15 protein-coding genes and 1 riboswitch are annotated in these 15,370 nt (G+C 41.7%); of the genes, 13 read left to right on the forward strand and 2 right to left on the reverse strand.

Going from position 1 to position 15,370, the window contains the following annotated elements:
- From CXF82_RS22540 to CXF82_RS05725, 3 genes are all read left to right on the forward strand, one after another.
- Window positions 1-125: FAD-binding protein (locus CXF82_RS22540; protein WP_145991659.1), on the forward strand; the 125-nt coding region annotated here is incomplete at its 5' end.
- Between the two features lie 28 nt (window positions 126-153).
- The gene (locus tag CXF82_RS05720) at window positions 154-507 is read left to right on the forward strand and encodes an acrylate reductase cytochrome subunit ArdB (protein WP_101092017.1); all 354 of its coding nucleotides are present in this window, start codon (window positions 154-156) and stop codon (window positions 505-507) included.
- Window positions 508-791: 284 nt separating this feature from the next.
- Window positions 792-2,012, forward strand: a complete 1,221-nt coding sequence (locus CXF82_RS05725) for a DcaP family trimeric outer membrane transporter (RefSeq protein ID WP_219621770.1) — start codon at window positions 792-794, stop codon at window positions 2,010-2,012.
- Between the two features lie 171 nt (window positions 2,013-2,183).
- Here CXF82_RS05725 and CXF82_RS05730 read toward each other — a convergent pair whose 3' ends face one another.
- Entirely contained in the window at window positions 2,184-2,969 is a 786-nt protein-coding gene (locus tag CXF82_RS05730; RefSeq protein WP_101092018.1) for an AraC family transcriptional regulator, read from the reverse strand.
- Window positions 2,970-3,067: 98 nt separating this feature from the next.
- Between CXF82_RS05730 and CXF82_RS05735 the strand changes: the two genes are divergently transcribed.
- The 7 genes from CXF82_RS05735 to CXF82_RS22460 all read left to right on the forward strand — a co-directional run bounded on the left by CXF82_RS05735 (window position 3,068) and on the right by CXF82_RS22460 (window position 9,896).
- Window positions 3,068-4,186 (forward strand): multidrug effflux MFS transporter, encoded by a 1,119-nt coding sequence (locus CXF82_RS05735; RefSeq protein WP_102043805.1) that lies wholly within the window; start codon window positions 3,068-3,070, stop codon window positions 4,184-4,186.
- Window positions 4,187-4,641: 455 nt separating this feature from the next.
- Window positions 4,642-5,547, forward strand: a complete 906-nt coding sequence (locus tag CXF82_RS05740) for a hypothetical protein (RefSeq protein ID WP_145991660.1) — start codon at window positions 4,642-4,644, stop codon at window positions 5,545-5,547.
- A 423-nt stretch (window positions 5,548-5,970) separates the two neighbouring features.
- Window positions 5,971-6,456 (forward strand): VOC family protein, encoded by a 486-nt coding sequence (locus CXF82_RS05745; RefSeq protein ID WP_101092021.1) that lies wholly within the window; start codon window positions 5,971-5,973, stop codon window positions 6,454-6,456.
- A gap of 517 nt (window positions 6,457-6,973) precedes the next feature.
- Window positions 6,974-7,549: a YdeI/OmpD-associated family protein gene (locus CXF82_RS05750; RefSeq protein ID WP_102043806.1), complete on the forward strand. Its 576-nt coding sequence runs from the start codon at window positions 6,974-6,976 to the stop codon at window positions 7,547-7,549.
- Window positions 7,550-7,632: 83 nt separating this feature from the next.
- On the forward strand, window positions 7,633-8,433 hold the full coding sequence (locus CXF82_RS05755) for a PhzF family phenazine biosynthesis protein (protein ID WP_102043807.1): 801 nt from the start codon (window positions 7,633-7,635) through the stop codon (window positions 8,431-8,433).
- 414 nt (window positions 8,434-8,847) lie between these two features.
- Entirely contained in the window at window positions 8,848-9,657 is an 810-nt protein-coding gene (locus CXF82_RS05760; RefSeq protein WP_101092024.1) for a RecX family transcriptional regulator, read from the forward strand.
- 104 nt (window positions 9,658-9,761) lie between these two features.
- Complete coding sequence (locus CXF82_RS22460) at window positions 9,762-9,896, forward strand: DUF3861 domain-containing protein (RefSeq protein WP_219621771.1); 135 nt, start codon at window positions 9,762-9,764, stop codon at window positions 9,894-9,896.
- A gap of 420 nt (window positions 9,897-10,316) precedes the next feature.
- On the opposite strand, the gene CXF82_RS05770 is transcribed toward CXF82_RS22460, so the two are convergent.
- Window positions 10,317-11,006: a PAQR family membrane homeostasis protein TrhA gene (locus CXF82_RS05770; RefSeq protein ID WP_102043808.1), complete on the reverse strand. Its 690-nt coding sequence runs from the start codon at window positions 11,004-11,006 to the stop codon at window positions 10,317-10,319.
- A 366-nt stretch (window positions 11,007-11,372) separates the two neighbouring features.
- On the opposite strand from CXF82_RS05770, the gene CXF82_RS05775 reads away from it, so the two are divergent.
- From CXF82_RS05775 to CXF82_RS05785, 3 genes are all read left to right on the forward strand, one after another.
- A complete protein-coding gene (locus CXF82_RS05775) occupies window positions 11,373-12,419 on the forward strand; it encodes a hypothetical protein (protein WP_102043809.1) in 1,047 nt (348 codons plus the stop codon).
- Window positions 12,420-12,587: 168 nt separating this feature from the next.
- Window positions 12,588-12,686, forward strand: a riboswitch (TPP riboswitch).
- Between the two features lie 149 nt (window positions 12,687-12,835).
- Window positions 12,836-14,854: a phosphomethylpyrimidine synthase ThiC gene (thiC, locus tag CXF82_RS05780; protein WP_102043810.1), complete on the forward strand. Its 2,019-nt coding sequence runs from the start codon at window positions 12,836-12,838 to the stop codon at window positions 14,852-14,854.
- A 2-nt stretch (window positions 14,855-14,856) separates the two neighbouring features.
- Window positions 14,857-15,370, forward strand: a 514-nt coding sequence (locus tag CXF82_RS05785) for a bifunctional hydroxymethylpyrimidine kinase/phosphomethylpyrimidine kinase (RefSeq protein WP_180961174.1), incomplete at its 3' end; no start/stop codon positions are given.

Consider the following 15,370-nt stretch of genomic DNA (forward strand, 5'->3'; position numbering starts at 1 on the left):
CTGGTCTATATGCAGCCGGCGAAGTCTGTGGTGGTATTCATGGTGTGAGCCGTTTAGGTAGTTGCTCAATTCCGGAATGCATGGTGATGGGTATGACAGCTGCACGCAGCGTCATGAAAGCCTAAATTTACCAGATAATAAAAGGAATGAGTGATGAGTAAATTTAAAGCGGTATTAGCGCTAACATTGGGTTGCCTGTTAACTCTATCTGCACAAGCAGTAGAGGTGCGAGACCACCATAAAGAAGTGATCGGTAAAGACTGTAAAACATGCCACGACAATGGCATCAAACAGTTTCCATCAGATCAAGCATGTTTGCAGTGTCATGATGTAGATGACTTAGCAGAGCAAACAGCGCGTAGCGAAGAAGATAAGTGGCAGAATCCACATAACAACCTGCATTACGGTAAAGAGTTACCTTGCCAAGAGTGTCATGGCGAGCATACATCTAAAAAGCCAATGTGCAGCAATTGTCATACTTTTAAGTTTGATAAGTTCAAAGAGTAGTCTACTGCCGTTTAGCGAGTTCTCCATCTTCGGTTTGTACCGAAGTCACCCGCCATATTGAGTTTTTGTCTTCTTAATATGGTTGGGCTTTTCATAATGATAAACGCCTAGTCTATTGCTCCCTGCAAAAGTAGTTTGGACCCGGATGTTTGATTACACCAATTGGCGCACGAAGTTGCTTCACTGGCTTATTGCTGTTGAACGGTGTCTATGTGGAACGCCTTCTCTACGTTATTTTATTTTAGAGAAGGTTATTTTTTAACAATAAAAATAATGGTGATGTGATGAATAAATGTTTGTTTGCAACTCAAGAAAGCTCGATCAATAGTCAATTCTATAAAAATAAAAGAGGATTGAGCTTAATTGGAATATTTGTGGCGAGTGCTTTTTCTGCTACTTGTGTTAACGCAGCGGTTTTAGACAATACTGATATGCAGTTTGGTGGCTATGTCAAAGTCGATGCAATGTTGAGTGATTATAGTAATGGTGCTCCAGGTTCAGGAGCTATTTCTAGACAGTTCTATGTACCAGGCACAATATATGGTGTTGATGGTAATGGAAGTCAAGTTATTGATTTTCAGGCAAGAGAGTCTAGGTTTAATTTCAAGACCATCACTAATATAGAGGGTCATAAACTAACAGGATTTATCGAACTAGACTTCATGACTCACGCCGATGGTAATGAACGCGTGTCTAATAGCTATTCTCCGCGAATTCGTCATGCGTTTGTTAGCTTTGATAAATGGACCTTTGGTCAAACATGGACAACTTTTCAAAACCCTGCAGCCTTACCAGAGAATCTTGATTTTGTTGGAGCAGCAGAAGGGACACCTTTTGTACGTCAAACTCAAATACGTTACACCAATGGTGGCTTCCAATTTTCAGTAGAAAACCCTGAAACGACCTTAAATGAGTACCAAACTGGTTCGAGGATGGTGAGTGGCAGTGGTATGGTGCCTGATTTTGTGGCACGTTATAACATTAAGACCGACGGTGGCACCAAGCTATCTCTTGCCGGTATAGGAAGACAGCTCAATATAGAAACTAAGCAGGGTGGAACTCAACTAGATTCGACTGCATTGGGTTACGGCGTGAGTTTAAGTGGCATCTTACCCGTTGGTAAAGATGACATTAAATTTACTGCGACCTACGGTGAGGGTCTTGGTCGTTACATGGCACTCAACTATGTGAATGCTGGGGTTATCGATTCTGATGGCGATATTGAAGCGATTACCTCTTATGGCGGTTTTATTGCTTACCGCCATTGGTGGAATGGAAAATGGCGTTCAAGTGTGACTGCATCAGCCTTTAGCGCAGATAATGATGTCAGCTTGACCGGCGAAAACGTTAACAAAGACTCATATTCTGGCTATGTTAACTTGCTCTACTCCCCTATAAAACCATTAACGCTAGGGGTTGAATATATGTATGCTAAGAACAGTAAAGAAAGCGGCCTTGAGGGTGAGCTTAATCGATTGATGTTTTCAGCAAAATACGTGCTTTAGCTTACAGGAGTCATTATTGTTGACAGCATGATGACAAAGAGTGAATGTAATAAAAAGGAGGCCTAAGGCCTCCTTTTTATTTAGTATATTTAAGTTGTCTGTTACCACGCGTGTCGTTAACTAATTGTTTTTAAGCATTTACTAAGTAAACTTGCCAGATACCATTGGAACCTAATCTAATGTTTCTGCTTTGCTGTTCATAAAAGTTAGTGGTGTTTGGCCCGTTTGTTTCTTGAAAAATGCGATAAAAGCGCTATCAGAGGAAAACTCCAATCCATCAGCAACGTTACTGACTTGCATTTTTCTAGACAATAACTCAATTGCCTTGAGTAAACGCCATTGCTGTCTCCAGTCTTGATAGGACATTCCTGTTTCTGCTTTAAATAATCGGGTGGCTGTTTTGGTACTTGCCCCGATGGAAGCCGCGACAGAGGTCAGCGATGGAGGAAGAAAAGTTTCTTGTATCATTTGTTGGCGGAATTTTTGTAATCGGCGGTCTGAAGGTAAAGGGAGTTGGAACTCATAGCGTTTAGCGGCGTAAAATTCCTCCCAAAAAAGTGCAATAGTGTGCTTTGTTTCGTCATCGGGTTTATCCCATGGCCATAGCGCCATTTTATCAATTAACGCTTTTAACAGAGCATCTACTTCAAACATGGTGATGTCTTTTGGACATTGGAACATGGTGCAATCAAAATATAGCGAGCGATAAGCGACTACATTCGTCATCACCGCTCGATGCTGTGTATGCGGCGGGATCCAGACCGCTTTTGTTGGCGGCAATATGCAGATAGAGTTTTCTAAGGCAAAGGTCATACTTCCTTGTGGTGCATAGAGTAATTGCCCTTTGCTGTGCTGATGCATCCCGGAGTCATGCGCACCGACATTGATGGCGATCCCCACTACGGAGGAGGCCATTTTATCTGCGTCGAACTGGGTTTGTGGATTAATAATCGCCATTTGTCCGAATTCTGATGTTTTTGGTATTAATGTTGTTAATAGCTAAAGGATAGCCACATCTATACTGCCCGCCAAGTTAATTAATCACAGGTTCCAAAATGAACACTAAACCGTCTTTATGGTTGATGGTTGTCATGTTGATGTTTCCTCAAATAGTGGAAACCATCTATAGCCCAGCGTTAGGTTCCATTTCACAATCATTTGCAGTGACTTATGCGCAGGCAGCTCAAACATTATCTATCTACTTTACTGCATTTGCTATTGGCGTTGTGGTCTGGGGGATATTGTCGGATACATGGGGTAGGCGACCAACAATGCTCATTGGACTGTTTATTTACGGCTGCGCCGCTTTATTAGCAATGCAAACAGAAAACTTCACCGTTCTAATGGTCGCAAGAGCATTAAGTGCATTCGGAATAGCCGTTGGCTCTGTTGTGACCCAGACGATGTTGCGTGACGCATTTGAAGGCGAAGACCTCGCTAAAGTCTTTAGTTTAATGGGATTTGGGCTCTCTATTAGTCCTGTTGTGGGGATGTTATTGGGTGGTCAATTATCGCAAGCGGGTGGTCACTATTATATATTCTTAGCTCTATTTATGATGGCATTAGGCTTATTGATCCTTAATGTATTTACGCTTCCTGAAACTCAGCGTGAAAAGCGACCTTTAGCGCTGGGTAAGTTAAGTGTTCTAATGTTGAAAGATGCTCACATTTGGCAATCTGCATTATTGGTTGCGCTATATAACATTGCATTGTTTTCTTATTATCAACTTGGTGGGTTTATCTTTACAAAACTGGGATTTGATTCAGAGCAATTTGGTTACAGTGGAATGGTGTTAGGCCTTGGCACATTTATGGGGTGTTACTTTAACAAAATCCTTCTGTCCAAAAAGGTGTCTGCACGCTCTCTGCTTTGGCTCTCTGCTGTTCAACTTACCGTGGGAGCTTTTGGGGTGTATATGTTGCTCGACTCTATCTTGTTTTTGGCGCCAATGATGTTGGTTGTGATGGCTTTTGCTATTGCGATCCCCAATGTACTAAGTCTGGCTTTAGTCAATTATAAACAGCAAGCGGGCAGTGCGGCTGCGATATTTGGGTTGATGTATTATCTGCTTATTGGCAGTGGTTTGGCGCTGGCTGGTACTGCTCAACACTTAGGCTTGGTGCTAATCGCCTGCGCTGTAGTGGCGGTGTTGGTGACACTCTCACGTAAATAGTGAGTTCGGGTCAGATAGCAATCATTGAGTAATGATTGCTATTCATTATGACGACCATTAATCACCGCAGGGACCCGCTTCATGTATTAAGTGTAAAGTTACTTCGCAGTATTCTGATTGTAACTGTCTTGCACATTTTTTAAATTTTTTTCCGTTGTTAGTTTTCGCGCCTAAATTATTATTTTTAATACTATCAAGTGAATACACTCATTAAATGGATTGTTTATGGGTATCTGGAGCGAAAGAAATAATGCTATTATTGGTCATACGAGCCTCCTGTTATATGTGGAACACATATAACAGGAGGCTCTGGTTTTAAACTAACCCACGTAATGGAAACTAGCACCTCGTGGGGAGTCATTAGGTCTATGGCTACTATTTTAGCTTAAGTATTATTTTTATCTCATCATTCAAATATGTTGAGTAAAAAAATCAGGAAACAAGGTATTGTTAAATTGAAAATTCACGCTGTTACGATTGAATATTCCCTCGGCGATCTGGGATCGCTGCAACGTGGTATTGAAACGCTAACCCAAGATCTTGATTTAGAAAGTGTCGAAACAGAGAGGAGGTTGTATCGTGATTACCGCTTTATCGGCGTTGATGAGCATGGACAGTCGCTTGGAAAACCAAAGGTATGTAAGGCTAGTTTTTATAGTGTACTCGCTAAAAATGATGCACTAAGACCGTTATTGGTTGCTTATATAAAAAAGATGACCGCCTACAATTTTTTCCTCGGCACATCCTTTGCGTTGGTTACAACCGGTGAGGCACAGATCATCAAAGATCCCGTTTATGCTTTAGCGGATTTAGGGGAACAATATATTGATCTCTACTGTGACGCTTTTGGCACATCTGATCGCGGTTATGAATTGGGCTTTGATAAACCCAAACGTCAGTTTGTGCGGCAGTGCTCTGAAAGTGAACAGTTGGCCGTGCTTTATGCAGCGATGATCCTTGGCCGATTGACGGTTTATTCAACTGAAGCCGTCTTACCCAAACCGCCGGCATCATTTGTTAAGCGTTTCGCTGATGCTGCATATTGTGACGACTTTATTAAGCTCTGCGCTGCAGAATTTATCCGTAATGCGTTGATCCGTCGCAGAGAAAAACATCATTTGGGATTAGCTAGCCTTGATGTTAACAAAGTCGTCAGTGATATTTTTGAACTGGAAGAGCAGTTTACGTTTCAGCCTGAAATGATATTACTGCTTGAGCTGACAGGTCGAACTGCCAATGATATTTTGCATGGATTAAAGGACGAAGTCATTGGCATCTTTGATGGCAGCATATCGCCGGTCAAACCTGTGTTATTTGATTTCCCAACTCCCCAATGCGTTATTGAAGAATATGAAAAATAACATTGAATCGGATATCAATACTATAATTCAGAACGTCCTTTATTAGGCGCTTATAATTGTAATCTACGAAGTCGTTTGATACGTCGCTACACTTGATCCGCGTTAGTGACGTTAGCGTGTTACCACAGTCATACTTGTGGTAGTTAAAACCGTAAATCATAGGGCTTAAGTGCTAACTGATTTTCCTCGGCCCCGCGTTAAGAGTCTCAACTTATTATAAAATTTCTCATCGGGTAATGAATGGTAACCCTTCTGGCACTGAGAGAGCGTCAAGCCTGTTTATTATCACTCATTACTATCGGGTTATTACATAAAATTATTATTTTAATAAATAACTATAATTTTACGTAATGCCATCTTGTCCATATACTTAGCTCATCAAAACAAACAACACATCAGTTAACTAGGTTTTTGGAGCATATTATGAAAATGAGTCATGTTGGGATCCTTGTTGGGGATATGGATAAAGCTGTTGAGTTTTATACCAATGCGCTTGGTCTTAAGATTGTCATGGGCAATACTAAGGTCGAAGAGGAACGCGAAACTGCAATCGGTAAAATGTGTATTGCTGTTTTTGGGGAAGGCTTTAAAGGCTTTAATATTGCACACCTAGTGACAACCGATGGCATTGGTTTTGAGCTATTTGAAATGAAAGAGCGCCAAGAGCGACACGTAGTTGATTTCTCTCGGATTGGTATCTTTCACTTTTGTCTTGAAACGGATGATTTTGAAGGTGTTATTGAAAGAACCAAAAAGTTCGGTGGCAAAGTGAGAATGGATATCATGCGTTATCATCCTGAAGATGATAGCAAACCTTACCAAATGGTTTACCTTGAAGATCCATTTGGAAACTTATTTGAGCTTTACTCACACACTTATTCAGAGACTTACTCTTCTGAATACGATTAGTCTGAATACGACTAATTTGAATATGAACAGATTAGCGAGTATTTACAATTAACATTGCGAATAACCCGTTATGTGCCAGTCCTAAAATAGGTTGACGGTTTTTATTAAGCCAGTTGGTACTCCCAGCTGGCTTTTTCATGCACCTCGTTTGGGGTTTTCATCCCTAAACTAAGATGCGGCCGTTAGCTACCGATGACTCTGTAACAATTGATAAAAGCTATTTATATCAAACTACTGCGAAATGATAAAAGTGATACGTAGACCTCGTAAACAAGCAGGCTCTATTTCTCCCTGAAAAATACTCTCTATTATTGGTAATAATTACGTAAATAAACCCATTTACGACAATAGCTTAGCAATGCTACCTTGGGTTGACATAAGCGTACAGTCAAGAACGTTATCGAACTGCTATTGAATAAGCTGTTGAACAAAACAGTTTGTTATGTTTATTGGCCATATTATAACTAACAATGTTAGTGCGCTTAATGCGACGTTATCCCGAAGAGAATCAAGTTTTATGCCTGAAGCCAATCCAGCGAGAATCATGACCTTTGTATCGCCGAAAGATCTCAGTCAGTGGCTCAAAGTGAATCACGCCTCTGAAAGTGAACTATGGGTGAAGATATACAAGAAAAATACTAGGATTCAGAGCGTGACTTGGGATGAGCTCGTGATTGAGGTTCTATGTTGGGGTTGGATCGACGGTATTAAGAAGTCAATCGATGACCAAGCCTACCTTCAGCGCATTACTCCCAGAAAAACGCGCAGTAACTGGTCTAAAAGAAATACAGAGCATGCGGAGAGTTTGATAAATGAGAGCCGGATGATGGAATCAGGGCTCGTGCATATTCGTGCTGCAAAAGCGGACGGTCGCTGGGAAAATGCCTATGTGCTAAGTGAAATGGAAGTACCCGCAGACTTCCTAGCGGCACTGGAGAGCAAGCCGAATGTTAAGGCGTTTTTTGATACTCTCAATAAATCGAGTCGTTATGCTATCGCGTATGGATTGAAAAGTGCGAAGAAACCCGAAACCAGACTTAGGCGATTTACAAAATTTATGAACATGCTTGTGCACGAAGAAAAGCCTAAATAAGTGGAATTAGGCTTAATAGGTTTTTCAAACGGACGCATAATAAGTCGTTATGCAACCAAGTTGTTCAACGCAAGGAGGAAATCTTGGAATTAGATATATATCAAGTTGATTCATTTACGACTAAGCCATTTAAAGGGAATCCAGCTGGAGTTTGTATATCAGAAAATGATCTTGATGAAAATCTCATGTTTTCTATCGCAGAAGAAATGGCAGTTTCTGAAACTGCATTTTTATCATTAAGTAACATGAAATTAAGGTGGTTTACACCCAAAATAGAAGTAAGCTTGTGTGGTCATGGAACATTGGCCGTCGCACATGTTTTAAAGGAAAATGGCTTGGTTGCGATTGGCGATACATTAGTTTTTGACACATTGTCAGGTGCTTTACTGGTCACAGTACAAGATAAAACGATTGAAATGGATTTTCCATCAACCACTATCAATTCGGGTATTTCTAGCCATGTAGAGCTCTTAGATCTTCTTGGGATCAATCCAGAACACGTGATTTTTTTGGGTCACTTCGATTCAAAATTTTTTATCGAAATTGACAGCGAGGAAACGCTGTTGGGGTTAAACCCAAACTTTGATGGCTTAAAGAAATTAAAGGGCCGTAGTGTTGTCATTACTGCAAAATCAGTATCCAGTGAATTTGATTTTATTTCTCGGTATTTTGCTCCTTGGGTTGGTGTTAATGAAGACCCAGTTACGGGTTCAGCACATTGTGCTTTAGCTGTATATTGGGAAGCAAAGCTTAAGAAAAACAAGCTTAAAGGCTATCAAGCTTCTGCCCGTGGTGGTTTCGTCAATGTTGAATTATTGCCAAATAATCGAGTGAAACTGATTGGTTCAGCGATAACTACGTTGAAAGGGGTTTTATACGTATAGGCAGTGTAACGATTTGATAATAAATGTAAAATTTAACATCCATCTTGACTCTTTGCACTTTTTACAACCAATCTTATTTGTTATTAAGGCGTTGCGACACCGTAAGCTTCTTACATTCCCTAATCAGAATTTCATGAATTAAAGCCTAAGCACTAACCCACTGATGTAAAGATGTGGGTTAGGGTAAGTGCCTATCAAAATGCCCAAGAAGTGTTGGGGGTAAAGACGCGTTTATATGCTGTTTATCTGCATCTACTTTTCTCACACATTCCCTAATACAAGCAGAGTTAACCGGGGCATATATGGTTTTTGTCAAATCGTATTCGAGTACGAAGATACACCTAGTGCGTACTCAACAACGCGGGGATCTGCTACACTGCTTTTGGTTATTTTTTAATTTAAGATCAATTTGTTATGCAGCGCCAACCATTACGTCAAGCCAAAACTATCGATAACGTTTTCAATAGCGCCTATTGGCACCTTGGTCAGCAAGATTTTACCATTAATGAAATTCGGACCAAGCTTGAACGGAAAACCGAAAACCAAGAATGGATTGATATTGTCCTCGCCAAACTAATAGAGAACGAATATTTAAAAAATGACTTTGACTTTGCGGTGCGCTATTGCGAGGTAGCCTTTAGTAATGAACTCGGTAAAGGCGCAATAAGACGTAAGTTACAACTGCGCGGCGTTCCCGTCACCGACATTGATACTGCGATAGAGCAAGTAATGGACGAGCAAAAAGTCGATGCGTTTGAGATGGCCACATCTAGGCTGTTAAGCAAGTTTGATAACTTTTATGGCACCAACAAAGAAAAGGTCTATACGCAGATGACCACTAAAGGTTTCTCTCGCGTAGAAATAGATCACGCATTATCACAACATCCAGAGCGTGAAACACTGCGCAGTAAATTAGCGGTGAAAGCAGACAAAGTTGACTTAACAACGGAAATAATCAAGCTATTTAACAAAGGTAAAGGCGAAACCTTGATCTTGCAAGAATTAAAGCAGCGACTGATTGATGTGAGTGACTTTGAAGATACTGTGTACAAATTAACGCTATCAGAAGATGTCGACTTTTATCAAAGTTGTAAAAAAGAGTTGGCGAAAAAGCGCTATGACTTATCGGATTATAAAGGAAAGTCGAAAGCGTACGCCTATTTATCCCGGAAAGGGTTCGGCAGTGATGAAATAAAAGAAGCAATGAATCCGGATGATGACTAACTAAAAGAAACCGTTAAAGAAACAATTATGGTACTCAGTATTGCGATTTTAAATATTGTAAACAGTAATATATCGATAAGCACCTAACACTAGAGGCAATAACGATGACCACTAAAATTCGAAGTGATAATTGCTACCGCATCACCATTGAAGAGGGAGTATCGCTAGAGGAAATGGGGAAAACACGACAGTTTGAGTTACAAGATAGAGAAGATTTGTTCAAGGCTGTAGAAACTTAAAGAAAGGCAGTGGGTTGGAAGACTCTCTTGTAACTAAGGTTGCTGTTGCGCTACGCTTATTAGGTCCCGTTATGATTGAACATTGCAAACATGCGTTTTTTTAGATTTTATGCCCATTTTAAGACATTTATGCAACATATAAAAAGTATGGTGAAAAGTGCAGTAAAAGAAAAATAGTTTCGCTGCCGGAGGAAAGTGGTCTATTTTTCCTTATCGATGAGACTGACATCTACAGTGTTAATGTTATAGGGGCTCTAAGCTAACGAGTCGTCTTTGTTCGAAGAAAGCTATATCGCGATATATAGACTAATACCCTCTACGCTACATCAAACCAATACGCTAACAAATCCTTGTCTAAAATAAGAGCTCAGTCATTTAGTGTTATATTGTCATTACACAATGAAGACCATTTATACACGATTAAATGACCGTTAAGTAAACGCAGAGGAAGTGGCTAATGGCGCCACCTAATACAAACAAGTGCCATATCGCGTGGTTGTAGGGAATGCGTTTAGCAACATAAAAAACAATCCCTAAACTGTAAAATAACCCGCCAATAATGAGAAGGTTAAAGCCTAATGGCGACATTCCTGCAATTAACTCTTTCATCACGGTGACACAGAGCCAACCCATGGCAAGGTACAAGGCTAGACTGAAGACTTTAAAGCGAGTGATAAAGAGTGTCTTGAAAAGAATGCCTCCGATTGCCAATGACCAAATGGCAATGAGCACCAAGTTGGCATTTCCGTTGCCATTTTCATTTTCTAAACTAATCAGCATTAAAGGGGTATAGGTACCCGCTATCAACAGGTAGATGGCACAATGGTCGGCAATTTTTAATTTATGCTTCAAAGCTTTATCTGTTGCGCTATGATATAGAGTCGAGCAAAGAAAGAGCAAAATAATGCTGCCGCAGTAAATCACTACACCTGCCATTTGCACAAAAGTTAATTGCTCATAGCCTTTTAAAATACACATAATCAAGCCAATAACACCTGCCACAACGCCTAACCCATGACTTAGGCTGTTTGCTAGTTCTTCTTTAACGCTATAACTAGCACTTGATACTAGGGTTTGCTTTGGCGACAAGGTTGATTCTTGAGTAGACATAAGGCGTAAATGACTTCTGGTTTGACCACGATTAGCTGCAGTGTATCAGCTTTAATGATAATAGTCATAGTTTAGCGTACACGTGTTAGCTTAAAATAGGTCCAATGCAATCACCATTACATTAGTGATGATCAATGATAAAAAAAGACAATAACACTCGATGTTGAACTTTTGTAATAAAGCGGTATCTAATGTTTTAAGTGATTATTATTCATTGATAAATTAGCTTAATTAACCAGCCACAAACAAGCTTCATGTTAAATAAATCAGCATGAGTCAATCGTTATAAATAACGCCATTATTAAGGTTAACCTTGTCTTCTCATGGCGTTAATTGAACCTTATGGACTATAGAGTTATTCATCGGATGAAACCAGTTAGCAGATCCTCAGCACCTGTTTTTACTGCGCTTGCAGCAGAGAATGGCAAAGGACAACCTCTGCTCAGTTTATCGGTAAGCACTGAGGAAGCCAGTGCAACTTTGGCGGTCATTAGGGCTGATAAACAGTTTGAGCTCCCGGTCAGCCATCCTCTAGTTAAACCTATGTTTGGTATCAACACCGCTGCGGAATTAACCTCTATCGCTGAGGTCGTTGTTGAGGCAGATAATCGTGATAAAGGCGGCGTGAAACGCTCTTCTTGCTTGCGTTCATTTCAGCTGTTTCAATCATTCATATGGGTTATTTTACTGCACATTGTATTGATTGGTATTATTAATCAGCTTTGGGTGAGACAAACGCTAAAGGTTACAACTGTTGCCCCAATCAAAATCCAATCATACCTGTATGTCGAAGCTAAACCGGTAAAAGATGAGGTGATGGATAGCATCGACAGCTCAACAAGTAAGGTGAGATCGCCACGTCATTCGCCAACAGATAGCGACAACCCCAGCGAGGCTGACGAACTTGTCGAGACATCGCCAGTACATGAACCCGCGATGGAGGCTGACAACACCATTGAAGCCATACTGCCGACAACGGATTTATCGGAAAAAACGGACATAAGAATTAATAAGAGCCTGCCGACGTACGTTCCTCGCCGTAGTGCAATGGCTATTGCTCAATCCTATCTTCAACGAAAAAATGATGCCGCACTAGATGCACTGATTGTCGATAAAGCCAATAAATATAGCGGGCCGCACTCTTTGAGTAAGATGGATGGTGACATGGTAGAGTTAGTTTTTCCTGAGGTAGATGAGTACAGCAAAATACCCACGACAGATCATCGACTCGATCCTAACCGTATCGTACGTCACGGTGATACCTGCTTTCGAATAGTGCAGGTGCCGACCCAAATTAACCCTTACGCAGAAAATATCGGTTACCCCTTTAACTGCGGTGGCGATAAAGTTAAAAAAGCGATTAATGACGCTATCTCAGCACGATTAGAAAAGAGAATGATTAGTCGAAAATAGTCGTTTTTGAGGTGATAATTTTTCATGATAAATAGTGGTTTAATATGCAGTATTAAATTATTCGTATTATTATCAACAAGCTATGGGTCAATAAAAATATTTACCATAACAGGGGTTTGTGAATGATTTGTACTTGTTTCTTAGTCACTGTTAGGCTTATACTGCCGGCTCATCTTGTCGGAGTGCCATATGGCTGAGACCGTTTATTCGGGATCCGTTGAACCTGATCAGGCTAGAACCTGCGTAGGTAACAAGCGAAATAACTGCATAGTATCGGCTGTATTAATGCTGCTAGCAGTCACATTTCGGTGGTTAAGTGCATCTGGAATTAGCGTTATGACGCGGTTTCATTTTCAACTTTCAATTACTCATTTCTCCTGACAAGCAACTTCATTTTTATAATAGTGAGTTTGCTAATGTCTAAACGCCGCGAAACCCGAGCTCAAGCTCAACAGTTCATCGATAACCTAAAACCGTTACAACACCCAAATTCCGAGAAGATCTATCTTCAAGGTAGCCGCGTTGATCTTAACGTCGGTATGCGCCAAATTCATCAAGCTGACACTTTGCTCAGTGGTGATGAGAAAAATCCTGTATTTGAAGCTAACCCACCGCTGAAAGTATACGACTGTGCTGGGGCTTACTCAGATCCTGATGCCAATATTGATGTGCACAAAGGCTTAGATAAATTACGTCATAACTGGATCGTTGAACGAAATGATACCGAACAGTTACCCGCTGTCAGCTCTGGTTTTACCCAGCAACGCTTGGCCGATGATGGTTTAGACCATTTACGTTTTGAGTCGTTAGTGCCTCCTCGCCGTGCAAAGTCTGGTCAGCGCGTAACGCAAATGCACTATGCCCGCCAAGGGATTATCACCCCTGAAATGGAATATATCGCTATTCGCGAAAATATGGCAATGGCAGAGGTGACCGACCCTATGTTAACTCAAAAAAATAAGGGCGAAAGCTTTGGCGCCGTTATCGATGAGCCAATCACTGCTGAGTTTGTTCGCAGTGAAATTGCTCGTGGCCGAGCCATTATCCCGTTAAATATCAATCATCCTGAAGCTGAACCGATGATTATTGGACGTAACTTTTTAGTGAAAGTGAACGCCAATATTGGTAATTCAGCAGTGACTTCTTCTATCGAAGAAGAGGTTGAAAAGCTGGTGTGGTCTACCCGCTGGGGGGCTGATACGGTAATGGACTTGTCTACCGGTCGTTATATCCACGAAACCCGAGAGTGGATTATCCGCAACTCTCCTGTCCCCATTGGAACCGTGCCTATCTATCAAGCACTCGAAAAAGTGAATGGTGTTGCTGAAGATCTTAACTGGGAAACATTCCGCGACACCTTGATAGAGCAAGCTGAGCAAGGCGTTGACTACTTTACTATCCATGCGGGTGTATTGCTGTGTTACGTACCCATGACCGCAAAACGCCTCACGGGCATCGTATCGCGCGGGGGGTCTATTCTGGCTAAATGGTGTTTGTCGCACCATAAAGAAAACTTCCTCTATGAACATTTCAGAGATATTTGTGAGATCTGTGCAGCTTATGATGTCTCACTGTCATTAGGGGATGGTATGCGTCCGGGCTCGATTGCTGATGCCAATGATGAAGCTCAATTTGCAGAGCTCGAGACCTTAGGCGAGCTGGTTAAAATTGCCTGGCAATACGATGTTCAGACCATCATTGAAGGGCCTGGCCATATTCCAATGAACCTCATTAAAGAGAATATGGATAAGCAATTAGATATTTGTGATGAGGCGCCTTTTTATACTTTAGGCCCGCAAACGACCGACATTGCTCCTGGTTATGATCACTTTACCTCAGGTATAGGCGCGGCGATGATTGCCTGGTATGGCTGTGCAATGTTGTGCTATGTGACGCCAAAAGAGCATCTGGGCTTACCTAATAAAGACGATGTTAAACAGGGGCTTATTGCTTATAAGATTGCGGCTCATGCTGGCGATGTTGCTAAAGGTCACCCAAGTGCACAAATTCGAGATAACGCACTTTCAAAAGCACGTTTTGAGTTCCGATGGGAAGATCAATATAACTTAGGCTTGGATCCTGAAACGGCTCGCGCTTATCACGATGAGTCACTGCCGCAAGAGTCAGCCAAAGTGGCTCACTTTTGCTCTATGTGTGGTCCAAAGTTCTGTTCAATGAAAATAAGCCAAGAGGTTCGCGACTACGCCGCAGCGCAAGAGAAGCTGGCGTTAGAAGTTGAAGCAAAGGGGGTCGAAGTTAAGTCACCCGCAGAGTATCAAGCCTATAGCGGTCAAACTGAAACATCAGCGCTTTCGGATAGTGATATTAGCAGTGGCATGGCGCAGATGTCAGCTGAGTTTAAGGCCAAGGGCGCTGAGTTATATCACGAAGCAGGCACTGGCGCTGAAAGTAAAGTCGTCGCGTTAGAGGAGTAGTTATGGCTGAGGTTAATTCTAGCCGACTGCCAACGAGCAATCGTCCATTAGTGTGGACGATTGCGGGTTCCGATAGCGGCGGCGGTGCAGGGGTTCAGGCCGATTTGGCCAGCATGCTTGATCTTGAAACACATGGTTGCAGCGTGATCACCGCTGTCACGGCACAGAGTTCGGTGACGGTAGCAGCGGTTGAGGCGGTCTCTGACGAGATGCTCGTGGCGCAACTTGATACGTTAGCAGCGGATCTCATACCAAAGGCAATTAAAATTGGTTTATTGGCAAGTCAGCTGCAGATTAATATCGTTGCAAGCTGGTTAGCGGACAAACTCGCGCAATGGCAAGGCGATAATCTAACTGTACCCGTCATTCTTGACCCTGTGATGGTAGCGACTTGCGGCGACGCACTGGCTAAAGGTGCACAACTCGATTTTAGTCCGTTTAAAGGTTTACTGACGTTAATTACGCCTAATGTGAGTGAGTTGGAGATTTTAGCTGGGCGTCCATTATCGACAGCTG

The sequence above is a fragment of the Shewanella sp. GutDb-MelDb genome (assembly GCF_002836075.1).
Taxonomy (GTDB): domain Bacteria; phylum Pseudomonadota; class Gammaproteobacteria; order Enterobacterales; family Shewanellaceae; genus Shewanella.